Source organism: Natronorubrum marinum (assembly GCF_052040125.1).
Lineage (GTDB): Archaea > Halobacteriota > Halobacteria > Halobacteriales > Natrialbaceae > Natronorubrum.
In genome coordinates this window covers 1,243,226-1,264,506 of record NZ_JBPPFV010000002.1, presented here as the reverse complement: position 1 = coordinate 1,264,506, position 21,281 = coordinate 1,243,226, and the positions used below count along the sequence as shown (strand labels likewise).

Sequence of the window (21,281 nt, the reverse complement as noted above, 5' to 3'; positions counted from 1 at the left end):
TAAACTTCTATTTTCAACGCAATTATTGGTCAGTGGTATTCTACCATATATCCGTACCGAAGGAAAAAGTTATTCAATAGCGGCCTGTGATGTGCAGACAACCACAGGTGACGTAATATGGTCAAAATGGAAACGGCAGAGCTGGAGACTGATCTGAGTCTGTTCAAATACGACAATCTCGAGCAGTTGCCGCCCCAGTATCGGGGCTTAGAGGCGGACGAACGAACCGAACGCATCGAGGCGGCGCTCTCCGAACTCGGCGACGACGTCGTGATCCTCGGGCACAACTACCAGAGACGCGAAATCGTCGAGCACGCCGATTTCGTCGGGGATTCCTACCAGCTCTCGAAGGAGGCCGCCGAGGCCGACGCCGAGTACGTGATCTTCGGCGGCGTCACGTTCATGGCCGAGAGCGCGGACATCATCACCGACGACGACCAGACCGTCATCCTGCCGAGCATGGAGGCCTCCTGTCCGATGGCCGGAATGGCCGAAGCCCTGCAGGTCGACAGCGCGTGGGCCGAGATCACCGCCGCCGCGCCCGACGCGAATATCATCCCGATCACCTACATGAACTCCTACGCGGACCTGAAGGCGTTCTGTGCGAGCCAGGGTGGCCTCGTCTGCACGTCCTCGAACGCGCACAAGGCGTTCGAGTACGCCTTCGAACGCGGGGACAAGGTCCTCTTCCTGCCCGACAAGCACCTCGGAGAGAACACGGCCCACCGGATGGGGATGGAAGACCGAATTGCGGAGTGGGATCCGTGGGATCCCGAGGGGAAAGACGCCGACGAGGTCGCCGAGAGCGACATCATCCTCTGGGACGGCTACTGCCAGGTCCACGAGCGATTCCGCGTGGACCACATCGAGCAGATTCGGGCCGAACACGACGACGCGAAGGTCATCGTTCATCCCGAGTGCCGGCGCGAGGTCGTCGAGGCGGCCGACAAATCCGGTTCGACGGCGACGATCTGTGAGACCGTCGAAACGGCCGACCCCGGCGACACGTGGGCGATCGGCACCGAGATCCACCTCACGAACCACTTGCAACGGTGGCACCCCGAGGTGAACGTCCTGCCGCTCTGTGGCGACGCCTGCATGGACTGCAACGCCATGCGCCAGATCGACCCGAACTACCTGACGTGGGTGTTAGAGGAACTCGTCGAAGGCCGCGAACGCAACGTCATCGAGGTCGCGCCCGAGGAGAAGGAACTCGCGGGCGTCGCACTCGATCGAATGCTCGAAATCTGATCCACGATGACCGTAATTCACGATCACGACCACGAAATTGCGGACGTTCTCGTCGTCGGCAGCGGCATCGCGGGCTGTGCGGCCGCGCTCGCTGCTGCGCGCGAGGGAGCCGACGTACTTCTCCTGACGAAAGCCTCGAAACCCGACGGCGCCAGCACCGACTGGGCTCAGGGCGGCATCTCGACGACTCGAGGCGACTCGGAGAGCCTCAAGCAGGACATCATCGCAGCCAGCGACGGCACGGCCGACCCCGACGCGGTCGACGTCCTGGTCGAGAACGCCGACGACGCCGTCGAAGACGTGCTGCTCGAGACCCTCGAGATCGAGTTCGACGAGACGAGCGAGGGCGAGTTCGACTACACCCGGGAGGCCGCCCACTCCGACTACCGTATTCTCCACGTCGACGCCGCGACGGGGACGCACATCCTGCGGCCGTTCCTGAACCACATCGACGACCACGGTCGGATCGAGGTGCGACAGGATACCGCTGCGCTCGAGTTGATTACGCACGAGGGACGCGTTCACGGCGTTCTGAGCGACGAAGAGGCGTCGGGCAACCCGATATTCGCCGGTACGACCATCCTCGCGACCGGCGGGATCGGCGCGCTCTACACGCGCTCGACCAATCCCGACGACGCGACCGGCGACGGAATCGCCATGGCCGCCCTCGCGGGTGCGGATGTCGCGGACCTCGAGTACGTGCAGTTCCACCCCACGGCCTACGACGGTGACGACCCGTTTCTGCTCTCCGAAGCCTTGCGTGGCGAGGGTGCAGTCCTTCGGAATGCCGACGGCGAGCGGTTCATGGCGGACTCCCATTCCGATGCCGAACTCGCGCCGCGGGACGTCGTCGCCCGCGCCGTCGAGACCGAACGCGAGGCGACGGGCGAGGTCGTGCTCGACGTGAGCCCGCTCGAGGGTGAGTTCGCCGATGAGTACCCTGCCATCGCCGCAAAGTGTCGCGACCGCGGAATCGAAGGCGACGAGATTCCGGTCGCGCCCTGCGAGCACTTTCTGTGCGGCGGCATCGACGTCGACGAGAACGGACGGACGAGCCTCGACCGACTGTACGCCGTCGGCGAGTGTGCTCGAACTGGCGTCCACGGTGCGAACCGGTTAGCGAGTACGAGTCTGCTCGAGGGACTCGTCTGGGGACTGCGTGCGGGTGCAGACGCCGCGGACGCCGGCGCCGAACCGCAGGTCGTCGAAGCGCCCGAACTCCGAAACAGCGATCCCGACCTTCCGGAGCGCTTCGCCGCGGAGAAGTCGATCCGCCTGAAGCGGACGATGGACGAGTATCTGGGTCTCGAGCGCGATCCCGACGAGATCGCCCGCGCGAGCGCCGTCCTCCGGCGACTCAAGGGCGAAGTCGACGCGTACATCCGGACCCGGACGGCCCGGGACCTCTACGAACTGCGGAACGCGAGCGTCGTCGCGCTGTTGATCGCCCGCGCAGCGAGCGAGAATACGGAATCAACGGGCTGTCACTACGTCGCGAACGACGCGGACGAGACGCCCGGCGAACCCGAACAGTCGGCGGACGACTGACCCATGATCACGAACGCACAGGTCGAACGCTGGCTCCGCGAGGATGTCGGCCACCACGACGTGACGAACCAGGTTCCGGGAGAGACAACCGGGAGACTCGTCGCGAAGGAATTCGGCGTTTTCGCTGGTCTCGAGGCTGCGACGGCCGTCTTCGACTATCTCGGCGTCGACGCGCTCGAGTCGCTCGAAGACGGTACCCACGTCGAGCCAGGAGACGAACTCCTCAGCGTCGAGGGCCCCGCGCGCGAGGTTCTGCGGGGGGAACGCGTCGCCGTCAACCTCGCGGGGCACGCGTCGGGAATCGCGACCCGGACGCGCCGGGTCGTCGATCGCGCCCGTACCGAATCCGACGACGTGCGGATTGCTGCAACCCGCAAGACGACGCCCGGGCTTCGCGGCCTCGAGAAACGCGCCGTCGTCGCGGGCGGCGGGGATACCCACCGACTCGACCTCTCCCACATGGTGATGGTGAAGGACAATCACGTCGCCGAGATGGGACTCGAGGGCGCGATCGACCACTTTCGGGAGCGGGCCTCGTTCGCGACGCAACTCGACGTCGAGGTCGAGTCCGTCGCGGACGCGCCGCGGGCGGCCGACGCCGGTGCGGATATCGTTCTTCTCGACAATATGACGCCAGAAGAGACGCGAGCGGCTGTCGATCGGCTGCGCGAGGAGGGCCACGACGAGGTCCTCGCGGAGGCGAGTGGTGGGATCACGCTCGAGGCCGTCGCCGACTACGCCGCGACCGGCGTCGACGTGATCTCGATGGGGTCGCTCACACACTCCGCGCCGAGTCTGGATCTGTCCTTTCGAACTGGTAGATAACGAGGCCCCCTCGAGGGTGATCGCCGAGCCGAACGCCGTCGGCTGTCGTCGCCGGGTGTCTACCGGCAGCGACGGCGGCCGGCGGCCAGGGCGATCGTCAGCACCACGATCAGCGTGAGCACCACGCCGAAGCCGGGGACGCTGTCGTCGCGCTCGCCATCGTCTTCGGTGTCGGGTTCGGTCGTCGACTCCGATTGGTCGCCGTCGCCGGTGCCCTCGTCGGACTCCGTTTCGTCTCGATCGGTGTCGGCGTCGCTCGAGCCGTCCTGATCGCCGCCTGCGTCGTCGGTGTCGGAGTCGCTCGAGCCGTCCTGATCGTCCCCTGGGTCGTCGCTGCCGGAGTCGTCGGCCGGGTCCGTGGTGTCCCACGGTGAATCCGAACCGGACGAGCCAGACCCAGACGAGCCAGAACCGGGAACCGTGACGCTCGTCTCGAAGGTCGCGACGTTGCCGGCGTTGTCGACGACGAAGAGTTCGACGGTGTACGAACTGCCGGCCTCACCGTCGACGGTGTACTCGGCGGTCGACGACGTAATCTGGCTCCCCTGCGTGACGTCCGTTTCGTCGAGGGACAGCGAGACTGCACTCACGTTCACGCCGGATATCGCATCCTCGTACTCGAATCGGACGGTGACGCTGCCGTCGGACTCGATCGTCGAAACATCGACGAGCTGTGGCGGCTCCTCGTCGGCGATCAACGCACCGTACGTCGAGAAGTGGGTCACCGTCGAAACGAGGAACGGCTCGTCGTCGACGACCGTATAGTCGGTCTCGACGGGGTCCCATTGGTTTGTCGACTGATCGTAGTAGTGGATCTGTGCGTCCGCGGCACTGACGCCACTCGGAAGGGCACTCTCGTCGACTGCCAACGAGATCGTCGCGCCTTCGATCGTGCCCCGTTCGAGCTGGTAGTCGAGGAAGCTATCCAGCTCGGCCGTGATGAAGCCGACGCCGAGGTCGCCGCCGTCAACGTTCGGATTCACGCTGTTTTCCGACAGGGCCAGGAACAGCTCCTGGGCTTTGATCGCCTCGTCGGCGTCGTCCGCGACGGTGAACGCGATCGAGGTTCCCGATTCGTCGATGATGATTTCGCCGTCGTTCAGCGTGAAGCCGGTGTTGATGGTGACAGAGGCGGTGTCGGTACCCTCGTTGCCCGCGCGGTCGACACCGACAGCGGTGACGCTGTACTCGCCAGAGTCGTCAAACTCGAGCGTGCCGGTGAACCGGGTGTCGGTGGCTCGAGTCATCGTGATCGGCTCGGTGGCTGTCGACCCATCCTGGGCGATGAGTGTGGCAGTGACCGACGACAGTTCTAGCAGTGGTTCGTCACTCTCGACCACGATCGTTGCGTCGTTGCTGTCGACATCCTCGATCGAAACCGATGTTGCTGGGCTGTCGCGGTCGATCACGAGCACCTCGTCTGCCGCGTCGAAGCCGGGCGTGTCGAGCACGTCAGTAACGACGACCGACACATCGTACTCGCCGTCATCTGGGATGCTGTCGACCGGAACTGTCGCACTCCACGTGTTTCCGCCACTGTTGGTCGCCGGGGTGCTGATCGCAAATCGGGTCGCACGTGACTCGATGAGGAGCTCCGCGTCATCGATATCGAGATCAGCAGTGACCCTGATATCGACGGTCGTATCGGCGTTAGTGTAGACGAGCGTCTCACCAGTTTCGGGTTTCGTGGCGGTCGAATGGCCGTTGACAGCAGTGATCGTGGGATCGACAGTCGGCGGGACGACCTCAACGGTTCCGGCGTCGCGATCGCCGAGCGCAAGATCGTAGGTGCCGGATTCCGTGAGTGCGAACGAGATGTTGACCGCCCCGAGGTGGTAGAAGCCGGGTTGAAGCGTCGCTTCGTGGGTTCCCACGACGGTCGTTTGTCCGGAGTCGGTGTCGGTCGCACTCAGGGTGATCGTTTCCGGCCCCTCATCGGTTCCGGCCTGATAGAGGCTGCCGATAACGTACAGGTCTTCGGTCTGTGCGATTCGATCGGTCGAGGCTGTCGCAGCGATTACGTCGATGTCGGATACGGCGGCGCGCACCTCGACCGTTCCAGCGTTTCGGTTCCCGAGGGTGAGATCGTAGGTTCCGGGGTCGTCGAGTGCGAAGGAGATGTTGACCGCCCCGAGGTGGTAGAATCCGGGGTTGAGCGTTGCCTCGTGGCTGCCGAGCGACGTCACCGCGCCGGTATCGGTGCTCGTCGCGGTGAGTTCGATCTCTTCGGGGCCAGCGATGGTTCCAGCCTGGTAGAGGCTGCCGACGACGTACAGTTCCTCGCCTTCGACGACGTCGTCATCCGAGACGGATGCGGCGATGACGTCGATGCTGGATTCGGCGGCAACGACGGTGACCGTGCCAGCGTCCTGACCGCCGAGTTCGAGGTCGTAAGTACCCGGCTCACCGAGTACGAACGAGATGTTGACTGCCCCGAGGTGGTAGAATCCGGGGTCGAGCGTTGCTTCGTGGCTACCAAGTGTCGTTACCGCGTCGGTATCGGTGTTCGTCGCGGTGAGTTCGATCTCTTCGGGGCCAGCGATGGTTCCAGTTTGGTAGAGGCTGCCGATGACAGACAACTCGTCGCCCTCGACCGCTTCGTCCGCAGAGGCCGCTGCCGCGATGACCTGAATATCCGATTCGGCCGGCAAGACCTCGACAGTGCCAGCGTCCCGATCGCCGAGTTCGAGGTCGTAGGTGCCGGGTTCCTCGAGCGCGAAGGAGATGTTGAGCGCACCGAGGTGGTAGAAGCCCGGAGTGAGCGAAACGATCCGACTGTCGATACCCTCGGTATCACCGTCTTTCGTCGCGGTGAGTTCGATCTCCTGTGGACCGTTGATCGTCCCTGCCTGGTACACGCTTCCGATCACGTTCACGCTGTCGCCGGCAACGAGTTCGTCGGCTGCGGCGGCTGCAGCGACGACCCGAATGTCGGAGTACGCTTCGATCACGTCGACCGTGCCGGCGTCTTGGCCGCCGAGCTCGAGGTCGTAGGTACCCGGCTCATCGAGTGTGAACGAGATGTTGAGCGCACCGAGGTGGTAGACGCCGCTGTTGAGAGTTACTTCCTGACTGCCGACGACCTGGGTGGTGCCGTTTTTCGTCGCGGTGAGTTCGATCTCTTCGGTGCCGCTTTCGCCGGCCTGGTAGATGCTCGCGACGACGTACAGTTCCTCGCCCTCGAGGACTTCAATCTCTGAAAGGGAGGCGGCAATAACCTGAATGTCCGAGGGGTTTTCGTCGACGTAGACGGTTCCGGCCGATCGGTCCCCGAGTGTGATGTCGTAGGTTCCGGGCTCGTCCAACGCGAACGAAGCGTTGAGTCCGCCGAGAGAGTAGAATCCTGGAGTAAGCGTCACCGACTCGTTAGCGACGACCTCGGAACTCCCGTTCTTGGTTGCAGTGACGTTGATCGTCTCCGGCCCCGCGATGGTTCCGGCCTGGTAGATACTCCCGACGACCTGCAACTCCTCGTTCTCGACGACTTCGATCGCCGACAGCGACGCGCTGATCACTCGAATATCGGATTCCGCAGGTTCGACGGTCACCGTTCCGGCCGGTTGCCCCCCGAGTTCGATGTCGTAGGTTCCCGAGTCGTCGAGCGCAAACGAGACGTTGAGTCCACCGAGGTGGTAGAATCCAGGCGTCAGCGTTACCTCTCGGCTCGCGACGACGCTCGACTCGTCTGTCTCGGTGTCAGTCGCGGTGAGGGTGATGGTCTGTGGTCCCTCGATGGTTCCGGCCTGGTAGAGGCTGCCGACGACGTACAGTTCCTCGTCTTCGATTACGTCGTCATCCGAGACGGATGCGGCGATCACGCGAATGTCCGATTCGGCCGGCAGGACCTCCACCGTTCCGGCGTGTTGTCCGCCCAGTTCGAGGTCGTAGGTTCCCGGCGTCTGCGGCGTGAAACTCAGGTTGAGCGCGCCGAGATGGTAGAATCCGGGCTTGAGCGTCACCTCTTGGGTATTGACGACGTGTGTTCCGCTCTCGTTCGTCGCTGTGAGGGTGATGGTCTGTGGGCCGTTGATCGTTCCGGCCTGGTAGATGCTCCCAACCACGGAGAGTTCCTCGCCCGCGACGAGTTCGTCAGTCGACGCGGAGGCGGCGATAACCTGCACGTCCGAGATGGCGGCTTCGACCTCGACGGTTCCGGCCGATCGGTCGCCGAGTTTGATTTCGTACGTTCCAGCTTCGTCGAGTGCGAATGAGATATTGACCGCACCGAGGTGGTAGAATCCCGGGTTGAGCGTTGCCTCGTGGCTGTCGAGTGGCGTTACTGCGCCGGTATCGGTGTTCGTCGCAGTGAGGGTGATCGACTGTGGTCCCTCGATGGTTCCAGCCTGGTAGAGGCTGCCGATGACGTACAGTTCCTCGTCCTCGATCACGTCGTCATCCGAGACGGATGCGGCGATCACGCGAATATCCGATTCGGCGGCGGCAACCTCGACGGTTCCGGCCGATCGCCCGCCGAGCTCGAGCGTGTAGGTGCCGGCCTCCTCGGGCGCAAAGGAGACGTTGAGTGCACCGAGATGGTAGAAGCCCGGTTTGAGTGTTACAGTCTGGTTGCCGACGATTTCGGTCGACCCGTTCGTGTCGGTATTCGTCGCGGTGAGGGTGATCGTCTGTGGTCCCTCGGTAGTTCCGGCCTGGTAGATGCTCCCGATTACGGAGAGTTCCTCTCCGGCCACGAGTTCGTCGGCCGACGCGGAGGCGGCGATAACCTGGATATCCGAGTACGCCGGCTCAACCTCGATGGTTCCGGCCGATCGGTCGCCGAGCGTGATCTCGTAGGTACCGGGATCGTCGAACTGCGCGGTGATGTTGATCGCGCCGAGATGATAGTGTCCGGGTGCGAGTGTCACGTCCTGGCTGCCGATGGTTTCGGTCGATCCGTTTTTCGTCGCACTGAGAGTGATCGTCTCCGTGCCTGCGTAGTTGCCCGCCTGGTAGATACTGCCAACGACCGAGGCGCTCTCGCCGGCGACGAGTTCGGATTTCGAGGCCGACGCGGCGATAACCTGAATATCCGAAACGAGGTGTTCGACGGTCACCGTCTCGACGACGAAGCCGTCGAGCGTCAGCGCGAAGTCCGCGCTGTCGCTGCCGTTTAGATCTCCTTCCTCGGGCGTCCAGCTCAACTCGACGCGCTTGATCGACGTTCCGTTGATCTGAACGGTCGCCTCGTCGACGGCCGTGCCGTCGACTTCGAGTGCGACTTCTTCGCTGGTCGCCAACGGGGCGGTGTTGTACAGCCGCCCGGTCACGGTGATCGTATCACCGGGTTCGACCTGATCGGGCCGGTCGACGCTCGCGCCGTAGATAACAACCTCAGCGCTTTCGATAACGGTGACCGTTCCGGCTGGTTCGCCGCCGACTTCGATGTTGAACTGACCGGCTTGGGCGAAGGTGTGTGTGAACTCGACGGAATCGGTTTCGCCCACATCGAGGTCGAACGTTTCGGTATCGACGACTTGTCCGTCGATAGTGAGCTCGACGGTGGCATTGCCCGTGCCCGCACCGACGTTTTCGATGTCGGCAGTGATCGTTACGGAGTCGTTTTTGAAGATGGTGTTTGCGCTGAGTTCGGTGTTCGTGACAGCCAGTTTGGGTGCTGGCTCTGGAGCGAATACGCCGAACGTCGCGGACAGGTGGCTCTCGTTGATGCCGGTCGCATACACGTACTGTTGGTCGGTATCGACGCCGGTCACGTACGTGGCGTCCGTCGGTGCGACCCACTCGCCGTCCGCAAGCCGCCAGACAGCAAGCGTGCTCTCGTCGAGCGACTCCACGTCTGATGAATCATAATGGAAGTGGAGGTACTCAACGTGGGGTGTACCGAAGGCATACGGAGTTATTCCGAGGTACGCGTCAAGCGGGGTCGCGTCCGCGGGAAGCGTACTCGGCGATGCACGGTCTGTCCCAATACTCTGGGCCGACAATGACACGACCGTCCCGCCGAGATCAACGCGGTCGAAGACGTTGTTCGGATGGCCGTCCTGCGCAAAGAATGGCGTTCCGGTTCCGCGAAGAGACACCTCTCGGACCGTGTTTCCAATACTGTCGGAACCGAAGTTGACGGCAGTGTTGCTTCCGTGATCGAGCTCGCCGAATTCGACGAGATTACCTTCAGACCTGCTCACGAAAGTGACCGCCGTTCCGGTGTTCGAGGCTGTCGTCAGATTCCGGAACGTGTTGTAATTTGCGATGCTAAGCGAGACTGCCGAACCGTCATTATCGGTCACAGAGAGGGTTTCGAAGACGTTGTTCTGAGGTGACCCTCCTGAGCCACCGATCCCGGTGAGCCGGACCGCGCTCCCGTCAGTACCGGTCACCGAAACGTTCTCGAAGGTGTTGAAGCTCGCCGTCTGGATCTGAATCCCGTGCCAGCCGTTGTCGTTCGCGACAACATCGGTGAACGTGTTGTTGCTGCTCCCTATTTCGAGGCCATAGTTGGCGTGGTTTTCGGTCGTGAGGCCGACGAACTCGTTGTTGGAACTGAACGAGATCCGGACTCCTGAGCGTCCGCCGGTGACCGCAAGATCAGAAAACTCGTTGTTATTCGCCGAGAACAGGTAGATCGATCCACGGCCATTAAATGTCGTCTCGGCTTCATTGTCGGTTGCTTCAACGCCACTAATGACGTTTCCGTTGCTGGACGATAGCGACAGCGCCCGTCCGTCGTTGTTTCGCAGCGTCAAGTCCGAGAACGTGCCGTCGTGAGTGCGTGTGAGCAGTATCCCGGTGTGGCTGTTCTCCACAGTTATCCCGTGGCCCTCGCCCTCGTCAACGTTCCAGAATCGGACGCCGGTCCCGTATCCATCGAGGGTGAGGTTTTGCACGGTGACGTTTTCGATCCGTTCTGCAGAATTGTAGACGAGTACACCCTCTTTGGACGTATCGTCACTGCCGTCGCCGGTGATCGTGTGTCCCATTCCGTCGAAGATCACGTTGCTCGAAGTGATCGTGACCGCCGTTTCGCCCGCCGTAAGGTCTTCAGTGAGCGTGTAGACGCCTGGTTCATCGATGACTAGCTGGCTAGTCTCAGGTTCTGGCTCCGCGGAGTCCTCGATGACAACCGTCTCGCTGTCTGTTGAATCGTCGGTTCGGATCGTGATGACGCCCGTGCCGGCGTCACCAGCGACTGTTTCCCATTCAAGCGTGACTGTCTCTTGCTGGTCGGCTTCGAGGGTCACGCTCGCGGTGTCGACGACGGTTCCGTCGAACCGTTCGAGGGTAACCGCCTGGGTTCCTTGGGCGTTGCCCGTGTTTTCGACAGCCACCTCGATCGTGAGCGATTCGGTTTCGCTCACGGGGGCGTTAGTCGAGACGATCGAAACGTCGAAGAATGCAGTCTCAGTCGGCGCGTCGCCGGTCCATGGATCGAACCGGACGTTCTCGGTAACGCTGTCGCCATTGCCGTTCGCAACTGTCCCCGTTACGGGGTCGACGACGCCCCCACTCGGACCGTTTGCTACGCCCCACCAGTTTTGTGTCGCGTTTACAGCCTCGTAGTTGCTCCATGTTCCGCGGTCGTAGTCGACACCGATGCCGTTGCTCATAATTTCGTTGTCGGTGATGCGGATGCCAACAGGCTCGAATGCGATCTCAATGCCGGCTTCGAGGTTGTTCGTGACCTCGTTGTCAGTTACGACCGCATCGTTGGTAACCGCGATTCCGATCGAGTTTCCACTGACGGTGTTCGAACTAATCTCGGTACCCTCGAGGCCGCTTGCACCGAAATCGATCCCCGCGTCGCCGTTGTCGGTGACTGTGTTGCCTGTTACTGTGGCGTTGTCTGAGCTGACCCAGCCGAAGTCCGATTCGATCCCACTGTCGCCGCTGGTCGTCACCGTGTTGCCCTCGAGGACTGCTCCGTCGGTCGACCGGAGGTAGATCCCCCGTCTATCCGTACCGGTGATAGTCGACCCAGTGATCGTCGTCCCATCGGATCGGTCGATAGAGAGGCCGTCCCAGCCGCTGTTCTCGACGGTGACGCCGTTGAGTGTGAGTCCGGCGCTTCGTTCGACCAAGAGCCCGCGGGAACCGACGTTGCTGATCGTATCGTCGCTGATCGTCGTGTTCGTCGCTCCTTCGAGTTGGATTCCGTTTCGTCCGCTATCGATAACCGTGTTTCGCGCGAGGTCGACACCCTCGCTCTCGACGACTCGTAGGCCGTCGTTCGCGCTCGCAGTCACTACGTTATCGGCGACGAGGCTGTTGTCGGACGCCCAGAGCGTGATCGCCCCGACTCGCTGGACGGTTGAACCGGTGCTGTTGGAGACGGCGTTATCCGTGACCGTTGCGTCACTGAACGCGATCTGAATCGGAGCCGTCACCCCATCGAACTCGAGGCCGCTCACCGTTACGCTGGTCGAGTTGACGATGATTACTTGTCCGGGATCGGCCGGAACGGACGGATTGTTCGCGTCCGTCGCGTAGTATAGTTCCTTGCCGGCGACGGTATTTCCGCTGAACGAGTGGGTCGTCAGATCTTCAGCGAGTGTCGAGTAGGGGTTCGAACTCGAAATCAGCTGGACGCCCGTCTCGAAGGTGTTGTCTCGAACAGTGACGGCTTCGGTCTCGAAGATGACCAGATCGACATCGTGGCCGCTAACGTCGTTGTTCTCGATGGTCTGGTCGGCATAGTATCGGAGTGAGATCCCCGAACCGCCACTGTCGCTGATCGTGTTGTCACGAACGACCGAGTTTTCGTTGACCATCACGCCGTTCCCGCCGTTACTGTGAACGACGTTCGCCTCGACGCTCGACTCGTGGGAGACCCCGATCCCGGCCCCAGCGTTTTGTTCGACCGTGTTCTCGGTGACCGTGGCTCCGTAGGGGCCACGGATTCCACTTCCGCCGTTGTTCGAGACGGTGTTGTTGGTGAACGTCGCGTCGCGAGCGTTCCCCCAGTAGATCCCGCTCTTGTCGTTGTTCGTAATGACGTTGTCAGTCATCATGGCGTACCGCGGGGCCGAGTTGCGGTTGTCGTGGATCCCGTTCCCGGCGTTGTCGTGGATGTGGTTCCCCGTGAACTGAATTCGTTCGCCGCTGGTTACGAGGATTGCAGCGCGGAAACTCCCGACGTTACCGCCGCCGTGGTGAGTGCCCGAGATCGTATTATCCGCGACTGTCGCGTCGTCAGACGTAGACAGGAAGAGCCCGCCGTAGTTGTCGGTGAGCGTGTTTTCGCGGATCTCCACGTTCGGAGAACTCGTTACCCTGACCGCTCGTCCATCAGTTTCTTTGATCTCGTTGTTCGCAACGGTCGCCCCGGACGATCCACCCACGCCAATCGCCGGATCCGACGTATCCGATCCGAGTACGGCCTGGCTCACGACGTTGTTCTCGACGACCGCCCCACCCGACGACCAGAGTCGAATGCCCGAGCCAGTGGTGTTCGTCACGATGTTGTCTGCAACGACGGCACCGGGGCTGTATGCGACCTGGATCCCGGCGGTGAGACCGTCGAACTCGAACCCGCTCACGTCGACGTCTGTCGAGTTGACGACGACGATCTGTCCGGCATCGGTCGGAATCGTTGGAGAATTCTCTCCGTTCACGTAGACGAACGGATCGCCGTTGATCGTGTTGTCGGCGACGTCATGATCGAAGTGAGTAAGAGACCCCCCGTCGAGCAGCAGTCCCGTCGTCAGCTCGTTGTCGGTGAGCACTGCAGTGCTACCGAACTCGAGGTCGATGTCGGTCCCCGACCCTGCGAACGTGTTGTTTCGGAGCTCCGTATTTTGCACCGATCTCGCTGCGACGCTCGTTCCCTCGTTGTCGAAGATGTTGTTCTCGATGACTGCGTCGTGGGCGTTCTGGGACCCCGATCCAGTTCTGAGGTTGACCCCGAACACCGTGTGGTCGCTAATCGTATTGTCCCTGACGACTGCATCAGGTGTCCAGATGGAGATCCCGCCGTCGTGGTTCGCGATCGTGTTCCCCTCGATCGTCACCGCCTCACCACCGTCTCCGCCCCGAATGTAGATCCCGAAACCAGTACCGGAAGCCGAGTTTTCCGTTCGCCTCGATGTGGTTTCCCGTCATCTGGACGCGGTCGCTTCCCTGGACCGAGATGCCTCGAATCGGGTTCTGTTCGATGACGTTATCGACAATCACCATATCGTGTGACGGGGTATCAAAATCCCGGATCGCTTGGTCGTTCTCGGTGATCGTGTTGGATTTGATCGTCGCGTTCGGACTGTCCTCAACCCGAACCGCGGTACCGTACTCACGGATCTCGAGTCCCTCGACGGTGACGGTAGCTGCGCCGTCAATGTGGACGCCAGTCCCCGTTCCCGAGCCGCTGAGTACCGGCGACTGTCCGGCCGCCGCAACTAGTGTCAGCCCGTCGAGTGTCTCACCGGCTGCATTCTGGCCAATCGTCACCTCCTCCTCGTAGGTCCCTGCTTCGATACAGATAGTATCGCCGACGCTTGCACCATCAATGGCTGCCTGTATGCTCTCCCCGGGCCCGACACAGTCCCCGTGATCGCTCGCTGCCCTGCTTACGTCGGTAAACGGAACGATAATCGAGCCGACCAGGAGTATCGAAAAGACCACAGCGAAGAACTGAGTCCATCGCAGAGATTGTCGCTTGCCCTGATACATGAGAACTTGAAGTTCCTACATTAAATAAACTCACGCTTACGTGATAGTCACCGGAGTGGTTACCTCGGGGTAAGCGACCGCTGTCCCCCCAGTACATCCCCAATCACATCCCGGACTCCGTCCCGCTTCGTTCGATACTCGGCCGGCTTGCGAACGATCCACTCGAGCGGAGATCCGGTATCGAGGGGTATATTACGCACCCCCACGTGCACTGGACGATGACGGCCGCGAGCGACGATCACGACGAGACCGCGCTTGCCGTGCTGTCGCTGCTCTCGAGAAAGTGGCATCCACGGATCGTCATGGCGCTCCACGACGACAGCCCGCTCGGATTTAACGAACTCCACGACAGCCTCGATGGCATCTCCGGAAAGGTTCTCTCTCAGAACGTCGAATCGCTTCGCGAACAGGGTCTCATTAGCCGCGCCGTCGTAAGCGAGTCGCCACTTCGGGTTGAATACGACGTCACCGAGGCCGGCGCGGAGTTAGGGCAGGTGTTCGAGACGCTCGCGGACTGGGGCGATCGACATCTCAACGCCTCTACGCCCGAGATCGTGATCGCTGATCGAGACCCGCGGCTCACGGAACTCTATCGGCAGTGGCTCGACCCCGAGGCGATCGTCTACGGGGTTCACGACGAGACGGCGCTCCGAGAGGTACTCGACCACTCGATCGACATCGTCGTCTACGATCGCCAGTTCGTCGCTGCGGGGCCAGCACGCGTCGACGAACTCGCTCGGATCGCAAACGATACCTGTCGAACGGTCTTGCTCACCGCTGATCGACCCGGGTTCGACCTCGTCGATCTTCCCTGCGACGCGATCGTCCGGAAGCCGGTGTCGAAACCGACGTTTCTCGAGACGATCGACACGCAACTCGAGCGCTACGGGCAACCACCCGACGAGCGCCTGGCAGACGCACTCCGTGCGAAACGAGCCGTCCTCGAAGCCGAACACTCCGCTGTGGCCGTCGAACGCAGCGATCAGTACGGCCAGCTTTGCGACCGGCTCGAAGAGCTCTCTGCGGACACGATCGACGGAGACGATGAGTGATGGAGGCCGTGAGCGACGGGTCGAACGTCCAACGAGGAACACGATCGGCGGGAAGCACGTGGGACGGAGAACGCCACGTCACCAGTCACGCGGACTCTCGTCAGAACTCCTAAGACAGTACCCTCGCAATACTCCCGACAGACCGTGTTTCCGACGATTGGCTGGGAGTGGCAGTTCACCATTTTTACGCCGATTCTGCTGGCGGCGTCGCTCGTCATGGGAACGGTCGGTACGTACGCCTGGTACAATCGGGAGGCCACGGGCGCCGTCCCCTTCGCCGTGCTCATGGCCGGCTCGACGCTCTGGGCGTTCGCGTACGCGCTCCAGCTCGCGGGGGCGAACGTGGCGACGAAGGTGTTCTGGGCGAACGTCGTCCACGTCGGCGTCGCGATCGTCCCCGTCGCGTGGCTCTGTTTCACGCTCCAGTTTACCGGGCGGGGCCACTGGCTGACGCGACGGTCGGTCCTCTCGCTTTCGACCGTCCCGGCCGTCTACGTGGTGCTCGTTTTTTCCAACGAGTATCACCGGCTCGTTCGCGAGCCGCTCGGCGTCGAGGCCGTCGCGGACGCGTCCCTCCTGATCTTCCGACAGTCGTTCGGGCCGGCGTTCTACACCCACGCCGCCTACGGGTACGCGCTCATGATCGCCGGCGTGGTGTTGCTCGTTCAGCTGCTGTTCTGGTCGCCGCGCGTTTACCGACGCCAGGTCGGATTGCTCCTGTTCGGGGCGTTCCTGCCGATGGCGACGAACGCGATTCACCACGCCGGATTCACGCCCGTTCCGAACTTCGATCTCACGCCGTTCAGTTTTACTGTCACCGGCCTCGCGTTCTTCACCGCGATCTACTACTACCGACTGCTCGACCTGACGCCCGTCGCTCGCAACATCGTCGTCGACAACCTCCGGGAAGGGGTGATCGTCACCGACCGCCACGGACGCGTCGTCGACCTGAACGACGCCGCCGAAAGGCTACTCGGACTCTCGAGCGACACGATCGGAACGCGTCTCGACGCGGTGGCTTCGGCGCGTTCGGCGGCGTTCGAGCCGCCCGAAAGCGACGAGACGGTCGAGCACGAACTCGTCGTCGAGAGCGACGGGAACCGCCGGTTCCTTCACCTCTCCTCGGGGCCGATCTACGACGTTCGACGGGAGCTCGTCGGTCGATCGATCGTCGTCCGCGACGTCACCGAAACGCGCGAACTCGAGGCCGAAGTCGACGCGACGATCGAGCGGCTCCGGCGGTCGAACGCCGCCCTCGAGACGTTCACCGGCGTCGTATCGCACGACCTGCAGGGGCCGTTACGGACGACCGAGCGCTATCTCTCGTTGTTCGACCGTGACCACGGCGAGTCGGTCGACGAGGACGGCGACGCGCTCCTCAAGGTCGCCCACGAGAATACGACGCGGATGCAGGCGATGATCACGGATCTGCTGCGGTACTCGCGAATCGATTCGTCGGACGCCGATTTCACGCCGGTCGACTGCGACAGGTTGCTAGCGGACGTCCTCGAGACGCTCAGGTTCGATGTCGACGCTCGCGAGGCGACCGTCGTTTGCGCCCCTCTCCCGACGGTTCCGGGCGTCGAACACCAACTTCGCCGGCTGTTCCAGAACCTGCTTTCCAACGCCCTCGCGCACTCGGGCGTCGAGTCGCCGGAGATACGGGTGACGGCGACCCGGACGGGGGAGGACTGGACGGTCGCTGTGAGCGACGATGGCGTCGGCATCGAACCGGGCGCGCTCGAACACGTCTTCGAACTCTACACGCAGGCGGGACAGTCCGCGACGGCGGTAGGGACGGAATCGGAACCGAAATCGGGGGGCGGGACGGGGATGGGACTGGCGATCTGCAGGAAGATCGTCGACCACCACGGCGGGACGATCGATATCGACTCCGAACCGGGCCGCGGGACGACGGTATCGTTTACCCTGCCAGCAGACGGCCCGGAGCGAAAGAAATAGTGATGGAGACACGAAAGAGGACACGAATGACGGACAGTCGATCCCGGCGTCTCGGCTCCGCGGAGCGCCGGGGACGTCCCGGTGAGCGACCGTGACCGACGAGTCGGCGCTCGAGGTCGTACTGGTCGAGGACGACGACGACGAAGCGACGCTCATCGAGCGCCTGCTGCGCGAGCACCGACTCGACCGACTGGAGCGGTCCGCCCGCGTTACCAGATACCGGATCCGTCGCGTCGATCGCATCGCGGACGCGCTCGAACTCCTCCGCGAAGAATCGGTCGACGCCGTCTTGCTCGATCTGCACTTGCCGGACAGCCGCGGGCTCGAGACGGTCAGTACGGTCGTGGCGCACGCGCCGACCGTACCGATCGTGGTCCTGACCGGGCAAGAGGGAGAGGACGTCGGAACGGCGGCGATTCAACGCGGCGCTCAGGACTACCTCGAGAAGGGCACCGTCAGCGGAGAACTCCTCTATCGGGCACTCCGGTACGCGATCGAACGAAAGCGACAGCAGCAGGCGCTCGTCGAGACGAACCACGGCCTCGCGCTGCTCAATCGCATCGTCGGAAACGACGTGAGAAACGAGATGAGCGTCGTGCTCGGCTGGGCCGACGCGGTTGAGGCCCACCTCGATACCGGCGGGGCGGACGCGTTCGAAGCGATGCGCACGGCGATGGACAACGTCGTCGACCTCACCGACACGGCGGCCGACGCCGTGGCGACGCTCGACGCGACCGGGCGTGTGGCGCGCGATCCGATCAGTCTCGATGCGGTTCTCGAGGCCGAAGTCGAGCGATTTCGAGAGACTCGTCCGGATGCGACCGTCGAACTGGCGAGGAGCGGGTCCGACGACCGACCGCTGACGGTGGCGGCGACGCCGCTGCTCTCCTCGGCGATCGAACAGCTTCTGGCGTCGCTCGCTCGGGCCGGCACTGGATCGTCACCGACGTTCGTCGTGACGGTGACCCCCGGTGACGGTACCGCCACGGTCACTATCCGCGGCGACCCTGTCGCATTGCCCGCGGACCAGCGGGCGTTTCTGAGCGAGACCGGCGGCGAGACGAGCGGAGAGCCGGGTTCGAACGTCGGGCTCTACCTCGTCAGAGCGGTAATCGAGCAAATCGGCGGCGAAATCGAAGCGTCGGTGCAGGGTCGCGTGACGTCTGTCTCCGTTCGGTTCGATGTCGCTGAAGAGGCGTCTTGAGGCCGCGTTATAGCGCCGGCGGGTTACGTTTGCAGGTGTCTTTTTTATGTGCGTTCGTCGGGTAGCACCGCCGTATGACAGATCTCCCGTTGACACCCGAATCGGGCTGGAATTCGCTGTATCTCGCGGGCGAGTGGGCGGAGCCGAGCGACCGCGAGGAGATCGCGGTCGAGAACCCTTACACGCGCGAGGAGATCGCGACCGTTCCGGCCGGAACGGAGGACGACGTCGATCGGGCCTACGAGGCCGCGAGCGAAGCCCAGACGGAGTGGGCCCAGCAACCGCCGCAGGCGCGAGCGGGCGTGATCACCGCCGCACTCGAGTTCGTCCGCGAGCATCGCGAGGAAATCGCGGAACTGCTGGCCGTCGAGTCCGGCAGTACGCGAGTCAAATCCGGAGCCGAACTGCAGACGGCGATGGCGATGATGCAGCAGGCGGCGAGCTACCCGTTCCGGATGGACGGGAAGCAGATGGAGTCGACCATTCCCGGGAAGGAGAACATCGTCGAGCGCAAACCCGCCGGCGTCGTCGGCGTCATCTCGCCGTGGAACTTCCCGCTGCATCTCTCGATGCGAGCGGTTGCGCCGGCGATCGCAACCGGGAACTCGGTCGTGCTCAAGCCGGCTTCTAACACCCCGATCACGGGCGGGTTGCTCCTCGCCCGGATCTTCGAGGAAGCCGGCGTGCCGGAGGGCGTCCTCAACGTCGTCACCGGCAGCGGCTCCGAGATTGGGGACGCGATCTCAGATCACGAGATCCCGCGGGTACTCGCCTTCACGGGGTCGACGGAGATCGGCCAGCGAGTCGCCGCGAACGCGGCCGGCAACTGCGCGCTTCCCGCGCTCGAACTCGGCGGCAACAACGTCCACGTCGTCACCGACGAGGCCGACCTCGAGCGCGCGGTCGACGGCGGAGCCTTCGGTTCGTTCCTCCACCAGGGCCAGATCTGCATCTCGATCAACCGCCACCTCGTCCACGAGGACGTCTACGACGATTACGTGGGGATGCTTACCGACCGCGCGGCGAACCTTCCGACCGGCGATCCGACCGACGACGAGACGGTCGTCGGACCGATCATCGACGCGGGCCAGCGCGATCAGATCCTCGAGTACGTCGAGACGACCGTCGACGAAGGGGCGACCCTCGAGACCGGCGGCGACCACGACGGACTGGTCGTCGAGCCGACGGTCCTCTCCGACGCGGACAACGACATGGCCGCGGCGTGTAACGAACACTTCGGTCCGGTCGCGCCCGTGATTCCCTACTCGAGCGACGAGGAGGCGATCGAACTGGCCAACGACACCATCCACGGACTGTCGGGGTCGGTTCACAGCGAGGACCTCGCGCAGGCTCGATCGATCGCCGACGGTATCGAGACGGGGATGATCCACATCAACGACCAGCCGGTCAACGACGAGCCCCACGTCCCCTTCGGCGGGATGAAACAGTCCGGACTGGGGCGATACAACGGCGAGTCGATCCTCGAGGAGCTAACGACGACAAAGTGGATCTCGGTGCAGCGGGAGTCTCGAGAGTACCCGTTCTAACGCGGTCCATCCGTCGACTCCGTCGTTTCTACTCGAACCACGAGAACAGCCGGCCCCAGCTCCAGACGACGAGCACGAGCAAGACCACGGCGATCAGGCCGAACAGGGGTACTGCGTCGGCTGCAGGCCCGTGCGACGGAACGAGCGCCGTTCCCAGCCCGGTTCGATAGAACAAGCCGACCGCAGCAAGGACGAGCAGCGAACCGACGACGACGGCGACCGCGAGCCGATTGTTGGCAATCCGTGACTGCTCGCGATCCGGGTTGGGCATGGCTCTCGGCCGTGGTACCAGGCGGTGACGTGAAACAGTTGTACCTGCACGCTCCGGTTGGCAGGATCGATCGATTCCCCTTCGACGAACGCAAGAACGTTCTTACTCCGTGGCGTGCTACGGTACAGACAGAGATGGGCTCACTGGACAGGAGACAGCCGCGGTCGGCGAGATGGCGGGAGAGCGCGGCGTGGTTCGTCGCGGTCCTTGGAATCGCACTCGGAATCGCCGGGCTGGGACAGATCTACCGCTACCCCGAACCGATCGTCGTCCAATCGATCGAGAGCCTGCTCGTAATCGCGCCGGCGCTCGCACTCGTCTACGCGGGCTACTGGGTTGCGACGCAGCGGCGTTCCTACGAGGATCAGTGGTCGATCGCGACGTGGTGTCTCGTCGGATCCTTCACCGCCGGTCTCCTCGTCTCGGGCTTCCTCCTCGCGGAGGGGCTCGTCGGAAACCCCGTCACGGATTCGTCGCTCCTGCTCGTCATCGGCATGTTGAGCGGCGGCGTCGTCGGTCTGGCCGCCGCAGTGGCGAACCAGCGACACACCGTCGAACTGGGGGCACTCGAGGGCCAGGACGTCGAGGACGAACGCGTCGAAACCGACTCCCTCTCGCCGCACGCACGAACCGTCGCGAGCCTCGCGTCCGATACGCGAGCCTGGTTTACCCTTCAGGCAGTGCTGCTCGCCGATCGCCCTCTCAGCGTCGAGACAATCGCGGCACAGATCGCCTCGCTCGAGGAAACGACCAAGGAGACGGTTTATCTCGATCTCGTCCAGTGCCGACTGCCGAAACTGGTCGCCGACGGTGCGCTCGAGTACGACGCGGCGAGCGGCGTCGTTCGCCCCGCGGACTCCGCAGAGCCGGCCGCCGCCACTATCGAAGCGCTCGCACGACTGCCCGAGGAGGAACCATCGTCGCTCGAGGAGTGATTTTCGGACGCCGATCGACGCGTCTCGAGCACTTCCCGCCGGAAAAAGCCTGCAATGTCGATACCCGTC

The 21,281-nt window shown here is 63.1% G+C and carries 11 protein-coding genes; 8 read left to right on the top strand and 3 right to left on the bottom strand.

Annotation, left to right across the window (positions count from 1 at the left end):
• Positions 1-117 precede the first annotated feature (117 nt).
• The 3 genes from nadA to nadC are packed head-to-tail and all read left to right on the top strand — an operon-like array spanning position 118 to position 3,624.
• Entirely contained in the window at positions 118-1,251 is a 1,134-nt protein-coding gene (gene nadA, locus ACSFC5_RS15970; RefSeq protein ID WP_440766226.1) for a quinolinate synthase NadA, read from the top strand.
• A gap of 6 nt (positions 1,252-1,257) precedes the next feature.
• A complete protein-coding gene (locus ACSFC5_RS15965; RefSeq protein ID WP_440766225.1) occupies positions 1,258-2,799 on the top strand; it encodes an L-aspartate oxidase in 1,542 nt (513 codons plus the stop codon).
• Between the two features lie 3 nt (positions 2,800-2,802).
• A complete protein-coding gene (gene nadC, locus ACSFC5_RS15960) occupies positions 2,803-3,624 on the top strand; it encodes a carboxylating nicotinate-nucleotide diphosphorylase (RefSeq protein ID WP_440766224.1) in 822 nt (273 codons plus the stop codon).
• Positions 3,625-3,683: 59 nt separating this feature from the next.
• Here nadC and ACSFC5_RS15955 read toward each other — a convergent pair whose 3' ends face one another.
• Entirely contained in the window at positions 3,684-13,586 is a 9,903-nt protein-coding gene (locus ACSFC5_RS15955; protein WP_440766223.1) for a right-handed parallel beta-helix repeat-containing protein, read from the bottom strand.
• 4 nt (positions 13,587-13,590) lie between these two features.
• Positions 13,591-14,193 (bottom strand): right-handed parallel beta-helix repeat-containing protein, encoded by a 603-nt coding sequence (locus tag ACSFC5_RS15950; RefSeq protein ID WP_440766222.1) that lies wholly within the window; start codon positions 14,191-14,193, stop codon positions 13,591-13,593.
• A 266-nt stretch (positions 14,194-14,459) separates the two neighbouring features.
• Between ACSFC5_RS15950 and ACSFC5_RS15945 the strand changes: the two genes are divergently transcribed.
• From ACSFC5_RS15945 to ACSFC5_RS15930, 4 genes are all read left to right on the top strand, one after another.
• Positions 14,460-15,293 (top strand): winged helix-turn-helix transcriptional regulator, encoded by an 834-nt coding sequence (locus ACSFC5_RS15945; protein WP_440766221.1) that lies wholly within the window; start codon positions 14,460-14,462, stop codon positions 15,291-15,293.
• A 144-nt stretch (positions 15,294-15,437) separates the two neighbouring features.
• Positions 15,438-17,255, top strand: coding sequence for a sensor histidine kinase (locus tag ACSFC5_RS15940; RefSeq protein ID WP_440766220.1), 1,818 nt, complete (start codon positions 15,438-15,440; stop codon positions 17,253-17,255).
• 91 nt (positions 17,256-17,346) lie between these two features.
• The gene (locus ACSFC5_RS15935) at positions 17,347-18,459 is read left to right on the top strand and encodes a hybrid sensor histidine kinase/response regulator (RefSeq protein ID WP_440766219.1); all 1,113 of its coding nucleotides are present in this window, start codon (positions 17,347-17,349) and stop codon (positions 18,457-18,459) included.
• Positions 18,460-18,533: 74 nt separating this feature from the next.
• A complete protein-coding gene (locus ACSFC5_RS15930) occupies positions 18,534-20,006 on the top strand; it encodes an aldehyde dehydrogenase family protein (protein ID WP_440766218.1) in 1,473 nt (490 codons plus the stop codon).
• Positions 20,007-20,034: 28 nt separating this feature from the next.
• Here ACSFC5_RS15930 and ACSFC5_RS15925 read toward each other — a convergent pair whose 3' ends face one another.
• Positions 20,035-20,277, bottom strand: coding sequence for a hypothetical protein (locus ACSFC5_RS15925; protein WP_440766217.1), 243 nt, complete (start codon positions 20,275-20,277; stop codon positions 20,035-20,037).
• A gap of 134 nt (positions 20,278-20,411) precedes the next feature.
• Here ACSFC5_RS15925 and ACSFC5_RS15920 point away from each other — a divergent pair, with 134 nt between their 5' ends.
• Positions 20,412-21,212 carry a DUF7344 domain-containing protein gene (locus ACSFC5_RS15920; protein ID WP_440766216.1) on the top strand — a complete coding sequence of 267 codons (801 nt, stop codon included), beginning with the start codon at positions 20,412-20,414 and terminating at the stop codon, positions 21,210-21,212.
• The last annotated feature ends 69 nt before the right edge of the window (positions 21,213-21,281 follow it).